20 protein-coding genes are annotated in these 17,696 nt (G+C 69.0%); 13 read left to right on the top strand and 7 right to left on the bottom strand.

Features of this window, described 5'->3' with window-relative positions; translation table 11 throughout:
- The first annotated feature begins 109 nt into the window (after nt 1-109).
- From dapB to B9C99_RS13650, 3 genes are all read left to right on the top strand, one after another.
- The gene (dapB, locus tag B9C99_RS13660) at nt 110-865 is read left to right on the top strand and encodes a 4-hydroxy-tetrahydrodipicolinate reductase (protein WP_170318494.1); all 756 of its coding nucleotides are present in this window, start codon (nt 110-112) and stop codon (nt 863-865) included.
- Nucleotides 862-1,341, top strand: a complete 480-nt coding sequence (locus B9C99_RS13655) for a hypothetical protein (RefSeq protein ID WP_039587008.1) — start codon at nt 862-864, stop codon at nt 1,339-1,341. Before dapB ends, B9C99_RS13655 begins: the two co-directional genes overlap by 4 nt.
- 64 nt (nt 1,342-1,405) lie before the next feature.
- Nucleotides 1,406-1,909, top strand: a complete 504-nt coding sequence (locus B9C99_RS13650) for a flavodoxin family protein (RefSeq protein WP_172414953.1) — start codon at nt 1,406-1,408, stop codon at nt 1,907-1,909.
- Nucleotides 1,910-1,911: 2 nt separating this feature from the next.
- On the opposite strand, the gene B9C99_RS13645 is transcribed toward B9C99_RS13650, so the two are convergent.
- Nucleotides 1,912-2,352 carry an SRPBCC family protein gene (locus B9C99_RS13645; protein ID WP_088898228.1) on the bottom strand — a complete coding sequence of 147 codons (441 nt, stop codon included), beginning with the start codon at nt 2,350-2,352 and terminating at the stop codon, nt 1,912-1,914.
- Between the two features lie 57 nt (nt 2,353-2,409).
- The gene (locus B9C99_RS13640) at nt 2,410-2,982 is read right to left on the bottom strand and encodes a hypothetical protein (RefSeq protein ID WP_088898227.1); all 573 of its coding nucleotides are present in this window, start codon (nt 2,980-2,982) and stop codon (nt 2,410-2,412) included.
- 143 nt (nt 2,983-3,125) lie between these two features.
- Between B9C99_RS13640 and thyX the strand changes: the two genes are divergently transcribed.
- The 6 genes from thyX (at nt 3,126) to B9C99_RS13610 (ending at nt 11,525) form a co-directional block, all read left to right on the top strand.
- Nucleotides 3,126-3,881 (top strand): FAD-dependent thymidylate synthase, encoded by a 756-nt coding sequence (gene thyX / locus B9C99_RS13635; protein WP_016695555.1) that lies wholly within the window; start codon nt 3,126-3,128, stop codon nt 3,879-3,881.
- Nucleotides 3,882-4,033: 152 nt separating this feature from the next.
- Complete coding sequence (dapA, locus tag B9C99_RS13630; protein ID WP_016695556.1) at nt 4,034-4,939, top strand: 4-hydroxy-tetrahydrodipicolinate synthase; 906 nt, start codon at nt 4,034-4,036, stop codon at nt 4,937-4,939.
- Nucleotides 4,939-6,744 (top strand): ribonuclease J, encoded by a 1,806-nt coding sequence (locus tag B9C99_RS13625; RefSeq protein WP_016695557.1) that lies wholly within the window; start codon nt 4,939-4,941, stop codon nt 6,742-6,744. Before dapA ends, B9C99_RS13625 begins: the two co-directional genes overlap by 1 nt.
- A 77-nt stretch (nt 6,745-6,821) precedes the next feature.
- The gene (locus tag B9C99_RS13620) at nt 6,822-7,448 is read left to right on the top strand and encodes a TIGR03085 family metal-binding protein (RefSeq protein ID WP_088898226.1); all 627 of its coding nucleotides are present in this window, start codon (nt 6,822-6,824) and stop codon (nt 7,446-7,448) included.
- Between the two features lie 92 nt (nt 7,449-7,540).
- On the top strand, nt 7,541-10,324 hold the full coding sequence (locus B9C99_RS13615; protein WP_172414947.1) for a DNA translocase FtsK: 2,784 nt from the start codon (nt 7,541-7,543) through the stop codon (nt 10,322-10,324).
- Nucleotides 10,325-10,541: 217 nt separating this feature from the next.
- A complete protein-coding gene (locus B9C99_RS13610) occupies nt 10,542-11,525 on the top strand; it encodes a TerC family protein (RefSeq protein ID WP_088898225.1) in 984 nt (327 codons plus the stop codon).
- Here B9C99_RS13610 and B9C99_RS13605 read toward each other — a convergent pair.
- Both B9C99_RS13605 and B9C99_RS13600 read right to left on the bottom strand, forming a co-directional pair.
- Nucleotides 11,515-11,799, bottom strand: a complete 285-nt coding sequence (locus tag B9C99_RS13605; protein ID WP_033096530.1) for a YciI family protein — start codon at nt 11,797-11,799, stop codon at nt 11,515-11,517. The genes B9C99_RS13610 and B9C99_RS13605 overlap by 11 nt on opposite strands.
- A gap of 25 nt (nt 11,800-11,824) precedes the next feature.
- Entirely contained in the window at nt 11,825-12,352 is a 528-nt protein-coding gene (locus tag B9C99_RS13600) for an amino-acid N-acetyltransferase (protein ID WP_016694603.1), read from the bottom strand.
- Between the two features lie 43 nt (nt 12,353-12,395).
- Here B9C99_RS13600 and pgsA point away from each other — a divergent pair, with 43 nt between their 5' ends.
- From pgsA to B9C99_RS13580, 4 genes are all read left to right on the top strand, one after another.
- Entirely contained in the window at nt 12,396-13,124 is a 729-nt protein-coding gene (gene pgsA / locus B9C99_RS13595; protein WP_016694602.1) for a CDP-diacylglycerol--glycerol-3-phosphate 3-phosphatidyltransferase, read from the top strand.
- A gap of 219 nt (nt 13,125-13,343) precedes the next feature.
- Nucleotides 13,344-13,730, top strand: a complete 387-nt coding sequence (locus B9C99_RS13590) for a helix-turn-helix domain-containing protein (RefSeq protein WP_026061660.1) — start codon at nt 13,344-13,346, stop codon at nt 13,728-13,730.
- Nucleotides 13,731-13,929: 199 nt separating this feature from the next.
- Entirely contained in the window at nt 13,930-14,736 is an 807-nt protein-coding gene (gene pspA, locus B9C99_RS13585) for a phage shock protein PspA (RefSeq protein WP_006551283.1), read from the top strand.
- A 26-nt stretch (nt 14,737-14,762) separates the two neighbouring features.
- On the top strand, nt 14,763-15,572 hold the full coding sequence (locus tag B9C99_RS13580) for a hypothetical protein (RefSeq protein WP_088898224.1): 810 nt from the start codon (nt 14,763-14,765) through the stop codon (nt 15,570-15,572).
- A 59-nt stretch (nt 15,573-15,631) separates the two neighbouring features.
- Here B9C99_RS13580 and B9C99_RS13575 read toward each other — a convergent pair whose 3' ends face one another.
- The 3 genes from B9C99_RS13575 to B9C99_RS13565 are packed head-to-tail and all read right to left on the bottom strand — an operon-like array spanning nt 15,632 to nt 17,530.
- Nucleotides 15,632-16,237 carry a CbiQ family ECF transporter T component gene (locus tag B9C99_RS13575; RefSeq protein WP_088898223.1) on the bottom strand — a complete coding sequence of 202 codons (606 nt, stop codon included), beginning with the start codon at nt 16,235-16,237 and terminating at the stop codon, nt 15,632-15,634.
- Entirely contained in the window at nt 16,234-16,914 is a 681-nt protein-coding gene (locus B9C99_RS13570; RefSeq protein ID WP_024100681.1) for an energy-coupling factor ABC transporter ATP-binding protein, read from the bottom strand. The genes B9C99_RS13575 and B9C99_RS13570 overlap by 4 nt, the downstream gene beginning before the upstream one ends.
- Nucleotides 16,915-16,933: 19 nt before the next feature.
- On the bottom strand, nt 16,934-17,530 hold the full coding sequence (locus B9C99_RS13565; RefSeq protein ID WP_088898222.1) for a biotin transporter BioY: 597 nt from the start codon (nt 17,528-17,530) through the stop codon (nt 16,934-16,936).
- Between the last annotated feature and the right edge of the window lie 166 nt (nt 17,531-17,696).

The following is a 17,696-nucleotide window of genomic DNA, read 5'->3' as shown; positions in this document are numbered from 1 at the left end:
GACGCGCTCTGCGCGCAGCAGTAGGTGGCGTTCGACCCGCTCGGGACGTCTACGGGTGGTTGCGTAGGATTTCCGGGGGAGACGGCAACGAAAGGGCGTGACGACGCAAGTGGATGCAACAAAGGTTCGGGTGGGTGTACTCGGTGCTGCCGGCAAGGTCGGCCAGGCGATCTGCGCCGCCGTCGACGCCGCGTCCGATCTCGAGCTCGTCGCCACCGTCGACAAGGGCGACAGCCTCGACGCCTTCGTGAACTCGCAGACCCAGGTGGTCGTCGACTTCACCCACCCCGACGTCGTCATGGACAACCTGCACTTCCTCGTCGAGAACGGCATCCACGCCGTGGTCGGAACCACCGGCTTCGACGACGAGCGCCTCGACCGGGTGCGGAGCTGGCTCGCGGATCGTCCCGAGGTGGGCGTGCTCATCGCGCCGAACTTCGCGATCGGTGCCGTGCTGTCGATGCGCTTCGCTCAGGCCGCCGCCCGGTTCTTCGATTCCGTCGAGGTGATCGAGCTGCACCATCCGAACAAGGCCGACGCCCCGTCCGGCACCGCCTACCGCACCGCCCGTCTGATCGCGCAGGCCCGCGCCGAGGCCGGTGTGGCTCCGAGCCCGGACGCCACCACCACCGAACTCGACGGTGCGCGCGGCGGTGACGTCGACGGTGTCCGCGTGCACTCCGTGCGTCTCGCCGGCCTCGTCGCTCACCAGGAGGTGCTGCTCGGCACCCAGGGCGAGACCCTCACCATTCGGCACGACTCGATCGACCGTTCCTCCTTCGCTCCCGGCGTGCTGCTCGGTGTGCGGGAGATCGGTAAGCGACCGGGTCTGACCGTCGGAATCGATCCCCTCCTCGACCTGTGAGAACCGGCTCGCTCAAGGTCCTCGTCCCCATTGCGTTCATCGTGGTGGCGCTGGGGTTCTACTTCGTTCTGCTCGGCTCCACCGGCCTGGAACTGGTCCGGTCCGGTGAGGTCGCGGCGATCGGTCTCGGGATCGGCATCCTCATTCTCCCGATCGTGGGAGCCTGGATCGTCTACGCGACCCTCCGCGCAGGGCTGCAGCATCAGCACCTCGCGCGGCGGATCCACGACGAAGGCCTCGAACTCGACGTCGACGACCTGCCCCGCATGCCGTCGGGGCGGGTCGAGCGGGACGCCGCCGACGAACTGTTCGCGACCGTGAAGCAGGAATGGGAAGCCGACCCCGACAACTGGCGCAACTCCTACCGGCTCGCACGCGCCTACGACTATGCGGGCGACCGCAGTCGTGCGCGGGAGACGATGCGCCGAGCCGTTGCGCTCGAGAAGCTCGAACGGGACGGCCACGCCGGTTCCTGAACCGGCGAGCGGCTTTGACAACCTCGAGATGGTGCAGCAGCCTGCTGATGTGACGGACGAGGCTGTGGAAGACCGGGCAGGGGCGGGCGAGGCAGGGCGCGAGGACGGATCCCGCACAGTGCTGGTGGTGCATCACACCCCCTCGCCGCCGACTCGCGAGATCCTCGAAGCCGTCCTGGAGGGAGCGCGGGACCCGGAGATCACGGGTGTCACCGTCCAGGTGGTCCCCGCGCTGGGCGCCACGGTGCCCGATGTGCTGGCCGCCGACGGCTTCCTGTTCGGCACGACAGCCAATTTCGGTTACATGTCGGGTGCGCTCAAGCACTTCTTCGACACGGTCTACTACCCGTGTCTCGATGCCGTGGCCGGCCGTCCCTACGGTCTGTGGGTGCACGGGAACAACGACACCGCCGGCGCTGTGGCGTCGGTTCGGCGCTTGACCACCGGGTTGGGTCTCGTGCAGGCTGCTGCCGATCTCGAGATCACCGGACCGGTCGACGCGAAGGTACGCGAGCAGTGCTACGAGCTCGGCGCCATCGTCGCGGCGACCGCGGCCGGTGACATCTGACGTCAGCGGAAGTTCTTCTCCGTGAACGACTTGAGGCCCTTGCCGGCGGTTTCGAGGGCCATCTTCTCGGCGCGTCGCACGAGGAATCCGGGGACGGGGATCTTCGGGTCGATCGTCAGGGAGAATTCGGCCGTCGTGCCGGATCCCTTGGTGGTGAGGGTGTAGGCGCCGTCCTGCTGGCGCTGCTGGCTGCTCTCCACCAGGGTCCACGACATGGACTCGTCGCCGTTCCAGGCGTACTCGACGACCTGTTCGTCGGTGATGCCGACGATGGAGACGGTCATCCGCACGCGGTGCGGTCGTCCGTCGGGGTGGGTGGACTCGACGGTGACGGACTTGTGGGTCGAGGACCACTCGGGCAGGCGTTCGACCGCGGCGAGCGCGGCCATCACCTGCTCCGGGGTTGCGTCGATGTCGAAACTCCTGGTGCTGCTGACCGCCATGCGCCCTCCGCGTCGCCCGATTGTGTGCGTCGGCACTCTATCGTGCGGTGAGGTGCCTCACGCGTCGGTGCGAGGGCCCGTGTCGTCGGGTCCCGCGGCATCGTCCGGGCCGGCGGTGTCGGTCGGCGGTTGCTCGGTGGGTGCAGGCGGGGTGGGCTTCGCCCAGCCGCCCTGCCGGCGCCATTCGTCGGCCCGGCGCTGGTAGCGCATCTGCTCACGCAGGGCGCCCTGCACGGCCTGTGCCATCCAGGAGTTGAGCGACAGTCCGCTCTGCTGCGCCGCTTCCTCGGCCTTGGTCTTGATCTGCTCGACGAGGCGCAGGGTCACCCGGCTGATGTCGCCGGTCATCTCCTCGAACGACGGCGTCGGATCCTCGTGCGGGGGAGCGGGTTCGTTGTGGACGGCGAGGACGGCATCGGTGCCGTCGAGTCGCACTGTGACGGTGCGGTCGCCGAGTTCGGCGCTGATCTCGTTGGCCATGTCGGACAGTGCTGCCAGGACCGCGAGGCGGACGGGTGCGGCGATGGCGGTCGCGAGGGCGGCGGCGGTGCGCCGGGTCTGCTCGTCGCCGAGTTCGGCCGCGGAGATCACGGAGTCCGTGATGGCGGACGTGTACTTGTCGATGTCCATGACGCCAGTGTGACGCCGCTGGTGACGTCATGCAAGGTGTCATCGTGATGTCATCGATCGTCGCAGGTCGAGGCGCGTTAGTGTTCGGACGGAAGAGACGGTGCGTCATAAGGACGCGCGACGACCGAGGCGAGGAGGAGACGATGGCGCCCGAACCCGCCGTTCCGAAGGTCCGGCTCATCGCCACGACGGAGTTCCACGTCCCCGACGACGTCGACTGGGACACCGACGCCGAGGGCGGCGAAGCGCTCATCGAGTTCGCCGGTCGCGCCTGCTACCAGAGCTGGTCCAAGCCCAACCCCCGCACCGCGACGAACGCCGGATACCTCCGTCACCTGCTCACCGTGGGACACCTGTCCGTTCTCGAACACGCCACGGCGACCTTCTACATCACCGGTATCTCCCGCTCGTGCACGCACGAATTGATCCGGCACCGGCACTTCTCGTTCTCGCAGTTGTCCCAGCGTTTCGTCGCCGACGGCGAGGTGCCCGTGGTGGTTCCGCCCGCGATCGCGGGCGATCCCGAGCTCGAGGAACTGTTCCTCGCCGCCGCGGAACGCAGCCGCGAGGCGTACGTGGCGCTGCTGGCGGCGCTCGACGAGAAGCTCTCGCATCTTCCCGCCGGTCCGCTGCGCGCCAAGCAGGTCCGGGAGGCCGCCCGGGCGGTGCTTCCCAACGCCACGGAGACCCGCATCGTCGTCACCGGCAACTACCGCTCGTGGCGTCACTTCGTCGCGATGCGCGCGACCGAACATGCCGACGTCGAGATCCGGCGTCTCGCCGTCGAATGTGTGCGTCAGCTCGCGGATGCCGCACCGAACGCGTTCTCGGACTTCGCGATCACGAAGCTGGCCGACGGCAGCGAGATCGCAGCTCCCACGCTTGCGACCGATCTCTGATCGACCTGCACACCGATCTCCGATCGACCTGCACACCGATCTCCGATCGACCTGCACACAGATCTCTGCTCGACCGCTACACCGATCTGTGATCCGTCTTCGGGGGGCGGGCGTGTGTCGAGTCGGCCCTGCCACGCGGTAGCCTTCTGACCATGACCAACGGTGATTCCGCAACTGCTGTCGAGCTTCCGTTCGGCACCGTCGCCACAGCGATGGTGACCCCGTTCACTGCCGATGGCAAGCTCGACGTGGATGCGGGCGTGCGTCTGGCGAACTACCTCGTCGACGGTGGCTGTGACGCACTGGTTCTCGCCGGTACGACCGGCGAATCGCCCACGACGACCGAGAACGAGAAGATGGAGCTGATGCGGGCCGTGCTCGCATCCGTCGGCGACCGCGCCAAGATCATCGCCGGTGCCGGCAGCAACGACACCGCCCACAGCGTCGAGCTCGCGCGCGACGCCGCGCGGGCGGGTGCGCACGGCCTGCTCGTGGTGACCCCGTACTACTCGCGTCCCCCGCAGGCCGGCCTCTACGCCCACTTCGTCGCGGTGGCCGACGCGACCGATCTGCCGGTCATGCTCTACGACATTCCACCTCGATCCGTCGTGCCGATCGAGACCGACACGCTGCGTCTGCTCGCCGAGCATCCGCGGATCGTCGCGGTGAAGGACGCCAAGGGCGATCTGAACGCGGGCGCCGAGCTGATCGGCACCACCGACCTGAAGTTCTACTCGGGCGACGACCCGCTGAACCTGCCGTGGCTGTCCGTCGGTGCCGTCGGATTCGTCAGCGTGATCGGCCATCTCGTGCCCGGTCGCCTCCGCGAGCTGCACACCGCTTTCGAGGCCGGCGATCTCGAACTCGCCCGCCGCATCAACCTGTCGATGGTGCCCATCTACCGCGCCGTCGCCCGGCTCGGCGGCGTGAGCGCCTCCAAGGCCGGTCTGCGGCTGCTCGGCATCGACGTCGGAGAGCCTCGTCTGCCGCAGGTCGCCCCGGTGACCGCGCAGATCGACGCTCTCGCGGCGGATCTCCAGGCTGCGGGGGTGCTGTGATGAGCCGCCCCGCACGCGGCCGGGGCCGCGCCACCCGCAACGCCGGTCCGCCCGCCCGCGTTCCGCGGCGTGTCGCGCAGAACTCGGCGAACCCCCAGCGTCCGGACGCCCGCATCGTCGACCCCACCGAGCGATTGGGGCTGCCGCCGAAGGCTCCCCGCGACGGTCTGCGGGTCGTCGCGCTCGGCGGTATCGGTGAGATCGGCCGCAACATGACGGTCTTCGAGCACCAGGGACGACTGCTCGTCGTCGACTGCGGTGTGCTCTTCCCCGAGGACCAGCAGCCGGGCGTCGACCTGATCCTGCCCGACTTCCGGTACATCGAGGACCGGATGGACGACGTCGAGGCGATCGTCCTCACCCACGGTCACGAGGACCACATCGGTGCCGTGCCGTTCCTGCTGCGCCTGCGCCCCGACATCCCGGTCGTCGGGTCCAAGTTCACCCTGGCGCTGGTCGCGGCGAAGTGCCGCGAGCACCGTCAGCGCCCCAACCTCGTCGAGGTCGTCGAGGGGCAGACCACCTCACACGGCCCGTTCGAGTGCGAGTACTTCGCGGTCAACCACTCCATCCCCGACGCGATCGCCGTCGCGATCCGTACCGCGGCGGGCGTCGTGCTGCACACCGGCGACATCAAGCTCGACCAGCTGCCGCTCGACAACCGTCTCACCGACCTCGCGGGCTTCTCCCGCCTCGGTGACGAAGGTGTCGACCTGTTCCTCGTCGACTCGACGAATGCCGAGGTCCCCGGTTTCGTCACGCCCGAGCGCGAGATCGGCGGAGTGCTCGACACCGTCATCGGCAAGGCGACCAACCGGGTGATCGTCGCGTCCTTCGCGAGCCACGTGCACCGCATCCAGCAGATCGTCGACGTCGCCGAGCGCTACAACCGGCGCGTGGCGTTCGTCGGCCGGTCGATGGTCCGCAACATGCAGATCGCGCAGGATCTCGGCTACCTGAACGTGCCCGACGGCCTCGAGGTCGACATCGACACCGCCGCGAGCCTGCCCGACGATCGGGTCGTGCTGGTCTCCACCGGTTCGCAGGGCGAACCGCTCTCGGCGCTGTCCCGGATGGCGCGCGGCGAGCACCGGCAGATCAACATCCGGGCCGACGACCTCGTCGTCCTCGCGTCGTCGTTGATCCCCGGCAACGAGAACTCGGTGTTCGCGGTCGTCAACGGTCTGGCCAAGCGCGGCGCGAAGGTCGTCACCCAGCAGAACGCGAAGGTGCACGTCTCCGGTCACGCGTCGGCCGGCGAACTGTTGTACCTCTACAACGCGGTGCGTCCGACCAACGCGATGCCCGTCCACGGCGAGTGGCGCCACCTGCGGGCGAACGCCGCCCTGGCCGAGGCCACGGGTGTTCCCCGCGAGCGGATCGTGCTCGCGGAGGACGGTGTGGTCGTCGACATGGTCGACGGACTCGCGGAGATCGTCGGGCGCGTCCCGGTCGGTCACGTCTACGTCGACGGCCTGTCGGTGGGTGACGTGGGCGAGTCCACGCTGTCCGATCGTCTCGTCCTCGGCGAGGGTGGTTTCATCTCGATCTCCGTCGCGGTCGACGCCACGACCGGCCGTGCGGTGAGCACCCCGGAGGTTTCCGGTCGCGGTTTCTCCGACGATCCGGGCGCGCTCAACGAAGCAGCGCAGCTCGTCGACAAGGCGCTCAACGAACTCGCTGCCGAAGGGGTCACGGAGACCCATCGCATCGCCCAGGGCATCCGCCGGGTCGTCGGACGCTGGGTCGCCGAGACCTATCGTCGTCGCCCGATGATCGTGCCCACGGTGATCCCGGTCTCCTGAGCGCGGTCCGCGCGGGTCCGCCGAACACGCGGGCTCGCGCGATGGGCGCGGGCGATGGTGATCGCTAGAGTGGCGGAATGAGCCTCGCCCGAAGCGAACGACATGCCCTCGTCCGCACCATGTCCGAGGTCGGACCCGACGCGCCGACGCTCTGCGGCGATTGGACGGTCCGGGATCTCGCCGCACACCTGCTCGTCCGCGAGCGCCGCGTGGACGCGATGCCCGGCATCGTCGTCCCGGCCCTGGCCGATCACACGGAGAAGGTGCGACGCTCCGCCACCGACCGGCAGTGGGCACACCTGCTCGCCGACGTCGATTCCGGCCCGCCGAAGTGGTCGCCGATGTTCCTGTTCGATGCCGTCGCCAACGCGGCGGAGATGTTCGTGCACCACGAGGACGTGCGCCGCGCGCAGCCCGGATGGGAGCCGCGGACGCTGTCGGCGGACGACCAGGACCAGCTCTGGCGGATCGCGCGGATGATCGGACGCAACAGCTACGGCGGATGCGACGTCACGGTGGTCTTCGAAAGGTCCGGTTCCGGCGAGCGGGTCACCCTGCGCAAGCGCGGTCCGCGCACCGTCGTGCTGCGCGGCGAACCGTCCGAACTCGTGCTGCACGCCTTCGGACGCGATCAGGTGCGGCTCGGGATCGAGGGCGACGAGTCGGCGGTCACCGAACTGGCGGGGTCGAAACGCGGACTGTGAGCGCTCGCCCGGACGGCGTGTGACCAGTGCCGCCGCCCGGTACCCGTGTTGCTGATGGTTCATGAGAGGTCCGTGCGGCTACCCTGGCGGATATGGCAGGAAAGTCGTCGGGCAGCCGCGGAACGTCGTCTACGACCTCTCGGTCGCGGGCGGGGGCGCGGGGCTCGGGCGGCAGCACCTCCCGTGCCCGCAGCGCGGGTGCCTCCACTTCGAAGACCCGATCGACCGCGAAGTCGAAGGCGGCCGGTTCCACCCGGTCCACCGCTGCACGCAAGCCGCGCGCCGCGGCCTCGACCGCGAACCGTCGCAGCGGTGGCACCGCGCGTCGCGCTCCGGCCGCGAGCCGCCGCCCCGCGCCCGCCCGTCCCCGGCGCAGTTCCGGGGGGATTCTCACCGCCGTGGGCCGCACCGTCGGTGCCGGCTGGATGATGACGGCCCGCGCCGTCGGAGCCACGACCCGCACGATGGGTCGCGCCACCGAGATCGAGTCCGGACACCGCCGCGACGGCATCGCGCTCGGACTGATCGCCCTCGGCGTGATCATCGCCGGCACGGTGTGGTTCGGCGTCGGTGGCCCGGTGGGGGAGTGGGTCGAGACGGCCGTCCGCGCCGTCACCGGCGGTGCGAGCGCGGTCCTTCCGCTCGTCGCGGTCGGCATCGCAGTGACGCTGATGCGCACCGAACCGCATCCCGAGATCCGTCCCCGGCTCGTCGTCGGCGGACTGCTCGTCGGTCTGCCCGCACTGGGCCTGTGGCACATCGCCTCCGGTTCGCCCACCGACGCGGAGGGCCGATCCGAAGGAGCCGGTTTCGTGGGTGCCGCCGTGGGCGGACCACTCACCTCCGGCCTCACCGTCTGGCTGTCCGTGCCGCTGATGCTCCTCGCGGCAGGCTTCGGGATCCTGCTCCTCACCGGAACCACGGTGCGTGAGCTGCCGGAACTGTTCCGCGACTACTTCGGCCTCGGCTACCGCGCCGACGACGAATACGGCGACTACGACGACCACTACGACGACGGTTACGGCTACGACGAGCCGCCGATGTTCGACGCCGACGGCTACCCGATCGACGAGCCGCCCGCGCCCAAGCGGTCCCGCCGCCGCCGTACCCCGGTGGAGAACTACCCGCCCGACGAGTTCGACGGAGACGCGAAGACCGAGGTGCTCCCGCTGTGGGACGATCGCGCACCCGAACCGGAGAAGCCCACCTCACCGCCGGCCACGCTGGAGATGCCCTCGGTCGCCGAGACCCCGGCCGCAGCACCGGCCCCCGCTCCCGCCCGCAAGAAGCCGAAGGCCGCACCCGTCCCCGAGGTCGTCGACCAGACCTCCGAACCGGAACCGGCCGAGACGTTCGTCCGCGACCGCGAGGTCGAGGGCGACTACACGCTGCCCTCCCTGGAACTGCTCACCAAGGGCGACCCGCCCAAGACGCGGTCGGCCGCGAACGACCAGATGATCGAGGCGATCACCGAGGTTCTCGAACAGTTCAAGATCGACGCCGCGGTCACCGGCTTCACCCGCGGTCCGACCGTCACCCGCTACGAGGTCGAACTCGGCCCCGGCGTCAAGGTCGAGAAGATCACCGCGCTCGCCCGCAACATCGCGTACGCGGTGGCGACCGACAACGTCCGTCTGCTCGCGCCGATCCCGGGTAAGTCCGCAGTCGGCATCGAGGTCCCCAACACCGACCGCGAACTCGTGCGTCTGTCGGACGTGCTCGCGGCACCGTCGACCCGCCGCGACCACCACCCCCTCGTCATCGGTCTCGGCAAGGACATCGAGGGCGACTTCGTCTCGGCCAACCTCGCGAAGATGCCGCACCTGCTGGTCGCCGGTTCTACCGGTTCCGGTAAGTCGAGCTTCGTCAACTCGATGCTCGTGTCGCTGCTCATCCGCGCGACGCCCGACGAGGTGCGGATGATCCTCATCGATCCCAAGATGGTCGAGCTGACGCCCTACGAGGGCATCCCGCACCTGATCACGCCGATCATCACGCAGCCGAAGAAGGCCGCGGCGGCGCTCGCGTGGCTCGTCGAGGAGATGGAGCAGCGCTACCAGGACATGCAGGCCAACCGTGTGCGGCACATCGACGACTTCAACGCCAAGGTGAAGTCGGGGGAGATCACCGCACCGCTCGGCAGCGAGCGCGTGTACCGGCCGTATCCCTACATCCTCGCCATCGTCGACGAGCTCGCCGACCTGATGATGACGGCCCCGCGAGACGTCGAGGACGCGATCGTCCGCATCACCCAGAAGGCCCGCGCCGCCGGCATCCACCTCGTGCTCGCCACCCAGCGACCCTCGGTGGACGTCGTCACGGGTCTCATCAAGACGAACGTGCCCTCGCGACTCGCGTTCGCGACGAGTTCGCTCACCGACTCGCGTGTCATCCTCGACCAGCCCGGTGCCGAGAAGCTCATCGGTATGGGCGACGGACTGTTCCTGCCGATGGGCGCGGGCAAACCGATCCGCCTGCAGGGTGCGTTCATCACCGACGAGGAGATCGCAGGGGTCGTCGACTTCGCCAAGAACCAGGCCGAACCCGAGTACAACGAGGGCGTCACCGCCCCGAAGGCCGGCGACAAGAAGGACGTCGACCCCGACATCGGCGACGACCTCGACGTCTTCCTGCAGGCGGTCGAACTCGTCGTCACCAGCCAGTTCGGTTCCACGTCGATGCTGCAGCGCAAGCTCCGCGTCGGCTTCGCCAAGGCCGGTCGCCTGATGGACCTGATGGAGACCCGCGGCGTGGTCGGCCCGAGCGAGGGCAGCAAGGCCCGCGAGGTTCTGGTCAAGCCCGAGGAACTCGACGGCCTGCTGTACTCGATCCGTGGCGGCGGAGACCCGGCGGAGGCCCCGGCCGCAGAGCAGTGAGACATGCCCGTTCGACGGGCCGTCCCTGCTGTCTCCGGCGGGAAGTGACGATGTGTGGCACAATCGTGGGAGCTGTGGAGGGGAGTATCCCCTGATCCGCGGCGGTCTCGTCAACACGTGCGGCGCCGATGCCGTCCCGGGGCCGTCGGTCCGGCGATAGTCCGGGCGGGAGAGACCTCCGGCAGGTACGCATACCTACCGGAAGGCCCGTGTATCCATGCACGTAACCCTGACCACCTGGTTGATCACGATCGCCGTCATCATCGGGTTGTTCGTCTTCGACTTCTTCGCCCACGTCCGCAAGCCGCACGCGCCCACCCTGCGCGAATCCGGCTTCTGGTCGGCCGTCTTCATCGCCATCGCGATCCTCTTCGGCGTGATCGTCTTCGTGATCTGGGGCCCGACCTACGGCGGCGAGTACTTCGCCGGCTACATCACCGAGAAGGCGTTGTCGGTCGACAACCTCTTCGTCTTCGTCATCATCATGGCCACCTTCGCGGTGCCCCGTGAGTACCAGCAGAAGGTTCTCACCATCGGCATCGTGCTGGCCCTGGTCATGCGTGGTGCCTTCATCGCGGTCGGTGCCGCGGCGATCAACGCCTACAGCTGGGTGTTCTACCTGTTCGGCTTCTTCCTCGTCTACACCGCCGTCAAGCTCATCCGCGACCACGGCGAGGACCCGCAGGGCATCTCGGAGAACCGGATGGTCAAGTTGGCCCGGAAGTTCCTGCCGGTGCACGACGAGTACGACGGCGACCGGCTCGTCACCCGCATCGACGGCAAGAAGCTCGTCACGCCGATGCTGCTCGCGCTCGTCGCGATCGGGTTCACCGACATCCTCTTCGCGCTCGACTCGATCCCCGCGATCTACGGTCTGACGAACGAGCCGTACCTGGTGTTCACCGCGAACGCCTTCGCGCTGATGGGTCTGCGACAGCTGTTCTTCCTCATCGGCGGTCTGCTCGAGCGGCTGGTCTACCTGTCCTACGGACTGTCGATCATCCTGGCGTTCATCGGCGTGAAGCTGGTGCTCCACGCCCTGCACGAGAACACGCTCGGCTGGATCAACGGCGGCGAGCACGTCGCCGTCCCGGAGATCTCCACCGGCGTGTCCCTGGTCGTGATCGTCGGCGTGCTGGCCGTGACGACGGTGGCCAGCCTGCTGAAAACGCGCGGCGAGAAGGAATCCGTCAGGAGTTGAATACGCCCATCACCGGGTTCCACCCGGTGATGCGCACGGCATCGACGAGGTCGCGCTGCGCGAACGGGTCCTGGGCCATCAGTTCGCGCGCCGCGGCCTCGTCGGCCACGTCGACGAGGATGAGCGCACCCGAACCGTCCGTCCACGGGCCGGTTGCCCGCACGATGCCCTGTTCGACGAGATCGCCGAGCCATGCGCGGTGCTTCGGGCGGTGCTCGTCGCGCGCCGAGGCGGTCGCGTCCGAATAGGTGTACTCGACGGCGAACAGGGCCATGCGGGCCTCGCTTTCGTGGTCTCGATCAGAGGGTGAGGAGCATCCGGGTGTTCCCGAGCGTGTTCGGTTTCACATAGCTCAGGTCCAGGAACTCCGCGACGCCCGTATCGTACGACCGGCACATCTCCGCGTAGACCTCGGCCGTCACAGGAGTCCCCTGGATCTCCGCGAAACCGTGCCGCGCAAAGAATTCCACCTCGAAGGTGAGCACGAACAATCGTTCCAGCTCGAGCTCGCGGGCGACCTCGATGAGGCGCGCGACGATCAGGTGACCCGCGCCGTGACCCTTGACCGACGGATCGACGGCCACGGTGCGTACCTCGCCGAGATCCGACCACAGCACGTGCAGGGCACCGCAACCGACGACCTGCCCTCCGAGTTCGGCGACCCAGAACTCCTGGACGGCCTCGTACAGGGTCACCAGATTCTTCTCGAGCAGGATCTTGCCCGCGTAGATGTCGATGAGCCGCTTGATCTCGGGCACGTCGGAGGTTCGGGCGCGCCGGACGACCATTCGATCGTTCGAGTCGTGGTTCGTCGGCGGTGTCGTCATGCGGTGAACAGTAGCGCGTGCGGCTACCGATATTGTGGGGCACATGAGCACGCCCCGCCAGCATGTCACCGCGTCGGGCGGGAGCGGCGCCGCACCGGGACCGCACGCCGGGAGCCCGCACGATCCGGTGCCGTTGTGGAACATCGCCAACATCCTGACGGTGGGCCGGATCGCGTTGGTGCCGGTCTTCCTGGTGCTGCTCTTCGTCGGCGACGGGCACGACACCGTGTGGAGGCTCGCGGCGACCGGAGTCTTCGCGATCGCCGCCATCACCGACCGGATCGACGGTCAACTCGCGCGAAAGCACGGTCTCGTCACCGATTTCGGCAAACTCGCCGATCCCATCGCCGACAAGGCCCTCATCGGTGCCGCGCTGGTCGGCCTGTCGTTGCTCGGCGACCTGTCGTGGTGGGTCACCGGGATCATCGCGGCCCGGGAACTGGGGATCACCGCCCTGCGGTTCGCCGTGCTCCGGCACGCCGTGATCCCGGCGAGTCGCGGCGGCAAGCTCAAGACCCTGGTACAGACGCTCGCGATCGGCGTCTACCTGCTGCCGCTGCCGGACTCGGTGGCACCGGTGGCGATCGGCCTGATGATCCTCGCGGTCGCCCTGACGGTGGTGACGGGACTCGACTATGTGGTCCAGGCGATCCGGCTGCGTACCGGGGTGCGCCGGAGCGAGACCGTCCGGGCGGAGGACGGGCCGGCGGACGACGTCGCCGCCCAGGACACGCCGGACGACGGTCGCACGGTGGGTGAGGACGCCCGGTGACCCTGCCCCGTAACCGCGTCCGGTAACCACGTGCGGCACGTGCGGGATCCGGCCCGGTGCGGCCGACACCGCTGTGTCGGGACTACTCGGACGTCTGCAACCGCCGTCGGCGTTGTAATGTCTGGACACCGCGGTATCGAGGTCCGATCGATCTGCGGGAACCTCGCAGCGTCGTCGTGCGTTGACGAGGTGTCGGCACGACGGACGAAGGAGGATGGGATGGCGCTGTTGTTGCGTGAGGCACTCGGTGACAGCCTTCGGCGCACCCGTGTTTCGCAGAGCCGCACCCTGCGCGAAGTCTCCAGCAGCGCCCGGGTCAGCCTCGGCTATCTCTCGGAGATCGAGCGCGGCAGGAAGGAGGCCTCGAGCGAACTGCTCGCGGCCATCTGCGATGCACTGGACGTCCCGCTGTCCGACGTGCTGTTCGACGTGAGCGGTCTGCTGGCGGACGGCGTCGACCGTCGCGCGGGCATGGAGACCACCGCAGCCGCCACGGCACCCGCCGAGCGGTCCGACGACGGCGCCACCGCCGAGCCGGGGCTGCTCGCGCAGGAGCCGCGCATGGTGATCCCTGCACCCGCCGCACAGGCGCTGGCAGCCGCCTAACATGGATCACGAACCGTGCCGGCCTCGCCGGATACGGTCGTAAGCGACATCGACCGGGGCGTGGTGCGTGCACGGACCCGGCCGGGGCAGGTGGGTCGTCGGGGGTAGCAGCGGACCGGCGACCTTCGAACCGGGGCGCGAGGGCCGCGTACCGGGTCGCGTTCGGCGCGGCGTACCAGATGGAGGCAGGATCACACCCATGGCTAATCCTTTCGTCAAGGGCTGGAAGTACCTGATGGCGCTTTTCAACTCGAAGATCGATGAGAAGGCCGATCCGAAGGTCCAGATTCAGCAGGCGATCGAGGACGCGCAGCGGCAGCACCAGGCGCTCTCGCAGCAGGCGGCTTCCGTCATCGGTAACCAGCGTCAGCTCGAGATGAAGCTCAACCGTCAGTTGGACGAGGTCGAGAAGCTCAACGCGAGTGCTCGCCAGGCCGTCATGATGGCCGACCAGGCGACGGCGGCGGGCGACACCGAGAAGGCGATCCAGTACACGAACGCGGCGGAGGCCTTCGCGGCCCAGCTCGTCACCGCCGAGCAGTCCGTCGAGGACCTCAAGGTGCTGCACGACCAGTCGCTCCAGGCCGCCGCGCAGGCCAAGAAGGCCGTCGAGCAGAACGCCATGGCGCTGCAGCAGAAGGTCGCCGAGCGCACGAAGCTGCTCAGCCAGCTCGAGCAGGCCAAGATGCAGGAGCGCGTGAGCGAGTCGCTGCGTTCGATGGATTCGACCCTCGCAGCGCCGGGCACCACCCCGAGCCTCGACGCCGTCCGCGAGAAGATCGAGCGTCGCTACGCCAACGCTCTCGGTTCCGCCGAGCTCGCCCAGAACTCGGTGCAGGGCCGCATGCTCGAGGTGCAGCAGGCCACCGTCCAGATGGCCGGCCACAGCCGACTGGAGCAGATCCGGGCATCGATGAAGGGCGAGGCCCTTCCGGGCACTCCCGCCAACCCTGCCGTCGACACGCGCAAAGAGCCCCCGAACGCTGCCGGTACCACCGGCCGCTGATCCGCACGCCTCGGAACCGATCCGCCGTGAACGCCTCCGGAGACGACCGGACCGGGAACATCCCCGGTTCGGTCGTCTCTGCGTTCCGCGACGCCACCGACAACGCGATGGAGGCCGCGCGCCGCTGGCGCGATCCCGCCGCCCGCTTACGGCGTAAGAAGCGTCGCGCGCGTCGCCGGGCCAGCTTCTTCGGTGCCGGCTCGGGCACCACAGCAATCGGCACCGCCACTCTCGCCGTCGCGTCGGCTCCCGAATGGACGCTCGCCGCGGCCGGGGGAGCCACGGCGGCTCTCGCGGTGCCCGCCGTCCTCGCCGTCCGTACGTTCCGTCGTCTCGATGCGGTGCCGCTGCCCCCACCGCCGCCGCGCCGCCGGTCGCTGCCACCGGCCGGTTCGGTCGCCCGCGCCCCGATGGAACGCCTCGCGGCGAACGAGGAGAGCCTGCGGCGACTGCTCGGTGTGCTCGTCCGGTCGAACTCCGTGGCCCCCGACGACCTCACCGAGATCGACGACGCGGCCCGCGCAGCCGCATCCGCACTCGATGCCGTCGTCGAGGACGTCGTGGCCCTCGAATCCGCCGCGCGGGGCAGTGCGGCCGCGAAGACCCATCTCTCCGCCGCCATCGTCGACGCCGGCGAGCGTCTCGGGACGGGTGTCGACCAGTTCGAGGAACTCGTCGCCGCCGCCGCACGCCTCGCCGCGACCGCCGAGGGCAACCGGTCGCTGGCGATGCTCGACCAGCGACGCGCCGAACTGATCGCCACGTCCGACAAGCTCGAGAGCTGGGCGCAGTCCTGGCGCGAGTTGGGACAGATCGAGCAGCGTTACCGCCCCTGAGGGGTGGAACACCTCCGTCATCGACACCGCGAGCCGAGCACGTCGGCCGTCGACACCGGTCAGTCGTCCACACCACGAGCGGCGAGGGCCTCACCCATCGCCTCCGCGGTGCGCAGCGCTCCCACCACCACCGGAACCACGAGGGCCCGCAACGAGAATCCGAGACCACGCGCCTTGCGTGCCTCGGTCACGCGGGTGACCACGGTGCCGATCAGCGGGATGGCCCGGACGGTCATCACCAGCACGAGTCCCACCCGATCGGGATCGACCCCGACGCGCGCGAGGGGACGCGCCGCCCGCACGATCGCGTCGAGCATCTCGGTGGTCCGCGTCGTGAGGGTCACGAGGGCGGCCAGAGCGACCGCCACGAGCAGCGACCCGCAGATCACCACCGCCCGTTCCCATCCCGCCACCAGGACCTGGAACGCTGCGATGATCGCCAGCATCCACACCAGCGGCCGCAATTGCACAGCGGCCAGACGCGGAGGTATGCGCGCGGCCGCGTACGCGAGCACGGCCAACGCCAGGGCGGGCAGCACCTGCCAGGGCTGCCGGATCCACAGGGTCAGGGCGAGGATCAGTGCTGCCACCGCGAGCAGCTTCGCTCCCGCCGGAAGCCGATGCAGGACGGAGCGTCCGGGATGGTAGAGGCCGAAAGTGTTCACCCGATCAGATTCCGGTAGAACGCGAGCGCGGACGCCGGTTCGTCGTCGGCGACGACCCGCCCCGAATCGACCACCAGCACACGATCGAAGTCCGCGAGGAGTTCGAGATTGTGGGTCACCGCGATCACCTGCTGTGGCAGGCTCGCGAAGGTGCGCGCGATGAGCTTCGTGTTGCGCAGGTCGAGCAGGGTCGTCGGTTCGTCCGCGACGAGCACCGCCGGGTCGGTCACCATGATCGCGGCGAGCGCGAGCAACTGCTTCTGGCCGCCCGAGAGTAGGTGGCTGGGGTGGTCGTGATGCCCCGCGAGCCCGAAGTCGGCGAGGACCTGCCGTACCCGGGCCTCGCGTTCCTCCTTGCCGAGTCCGCTGCGTCGGAGCGAGAAGGCGACGTCCTCGGCGACCGTCGGCATGACGATCTGATGGTCCGGGTCGGTGAAGACGAATCCGACCTTCTTGCGGACCTCCCGGCCCTTGCGCGCTGTGTCGAGGCCGTCGACGGTCACCGAACCGGACGACGGGACGAGCAGGCCGTTGATCATGCGCGCCATCGTCGACTTGCCGCTGCCGTTCGCGCCGACGATGCCGACGCGTCGTTCGGTGAGGACCACGTCGACCCCGTCGAGGACGGTGCGGTCGCCGTAGGCGTGCCGCACCTCCCGGAATCGGATCTCGCTCATCGACGGTCGGGCGGCGGCGTCAGTGCGCGGGATCCGCAGCGGGGCGGGGCGCGATGCGCGGTGCCGCCAGTGCGGGATAGGCGCGGTGCACCTGGGCGGCGACCGCTGCGGCGACGACCGCCTTGGCGAGATCGCCCGGCAGGAAGGTGACGTTGGCAGCAGCGGCGGCCCACACCGTGAGATCCGTGCGCAGGACCATGCCCGCGATACCGAAGGCGTAGAGAACGACGATGCCACCGAGGACGTTGACGGCCACACCGGGCAACGTGCGGTATCGCGGCAGCATCTTCATGCTCAGCCAGCCGATCACGGCGACGGCAGGAACCCAGCCGATGAGGAAGCCCACCGTGGGACCGGCCAGCGAGGTGAGGGTCGTGCGCCCGCCGGCGAGTACGGGCAGCGCCAGTCCCAGCACGATCACGGTGAGCACCGACAGGACACCCTTGCGTGCGCCGAGCAGTGCACCCGCGAGCATCACGCCGAGGGTCTGCAACGTGATGGGCACGCCGGACGATCCGATACTGATCTGACCGGGCAGTCCCAGGGCGATGATCAGGGCGGCGAAGACGGCGATCTGCGCGAGGTCGCGCGCGGGGATACGGCGGGACGTGGACACGATTACTCAGCCTTCCGGTATGGACGGTGAACCCGTAGAGCCTAAGCCGTACCGGCGTGCCGCGAGTCACCGACCCACCTCCGGGTGCCCGTGGGCCACACCCGGGGTGCGTCTCCGGGTGTCCCCTGATCTTTCCCTGATATCTGCGCTGACCTGCTGTTTTTCT

Source organism: Rhodococcus sp. BUPNP1, assembly GCF_002215235.1.
Taxonomy (GTDB): Bacteria; Actinomycetota; Actinomycetes; order Mycobacteriales; family Mycobacteriaceae; genus Rhodococcus.
The sequence above is the reverse complement of the archived record's forward strand: the minus strand, read 5'-3'. Positions and strand labels throughout refer to the sequence as shown.

Coding starts and splice junctions, on each gene's coding strand:
- B9C99_RS13645 (WP_088898228.1), bottom strand. CDS start 2,352: ATGGCGGTCAGCAGCACCAGGAGTTTCGACATCGACGCAACCCCGGAG.
- B9C99_RS13640 (WP_088898227.1), bottom strand. CDS start 2,982: ATGGACATCGACAAGTACACGTCCGCCATCACGGACTCCGTGATCTCC.
- thyX (WP_016695555.1), top strand. CDS start 3,126: ATGGCGCCCGAACCCGCCGTTCCGAAGGTCCGGCTCATCGCCACGACG.
- dapA (WP_016695556.1), top strand. CDS start 4,034: ATGACCAACGGTGATTCCGCAACTGCTGTCGAGCTTCCGTTCGGCACC.
- B9C99_RS13625 (WP_016695557.1), top strand. CDS start 4,939: ATGAGCCGCCCCGCACGCGGCCGGGGCCGCGCCACCCGCAACGCCGGT.
- B9C99_RS13620 (WP_088898226.1), top strand. CDS start 6,822: ATGAGCCTCGCCCGAAGCGAACGACATGCCCTCGTCCGCACCATGTCC.
- B9C99_RS13615 (WP_172414947.1), top strand. CDS start 7,541: ATGGCAGGAAAGTCGTCGGGCAGCCGCGGAACGTCGTCTACGACCTCT.
- B9C99_RS13610 (WP_088898225.1), top strand. CDS start 10,542: ATGCACGTAACCCTGACCACCTGGTTGATCACGATCGCCGTCATCATC.
- B9C99_RS13605 (WP_033096530.1), bottom strand. CDS start 11,799: ATGGCCCTGTTCGCCGTCGAGTACACCTATTCGGACGCGACCGCCTCG.
- B9C99_RS13600 (WP_016694603.1), bottom strand. CDS start 12,352: ATGACGACACCGCCGACGAACCACGACTCGAACGATCGAATGGTCGTC.
- pgsA (WP_016694602.1), top strand. CDS start 12,396: ATGAGCACGCCCCGCCAGCATGTCACCGCGTCGGGCGGGAGCGGCGCC.
- B9C99_RS13590 (WP_026061660.1), top strand. CDS start 13,344: ATGGCGCTGTTGTTGCGTGAGGCACTCGGTGACAGCCTTCGGCGCACC.
- pspA (WP_006551283.1), top strand. CDS start 13,930: ATGGCTAATCCTTTCGTCAAGGGCTGGAAGTACCTGATGGCGCTTTTC.
- B9C99_RS13570 (WP_024100681.1), bottom strand. CDS start 16,914: ATGAGCGAGATCCGATTCCGGGAGGTGCGGCACGCCTACGGCGACCGC.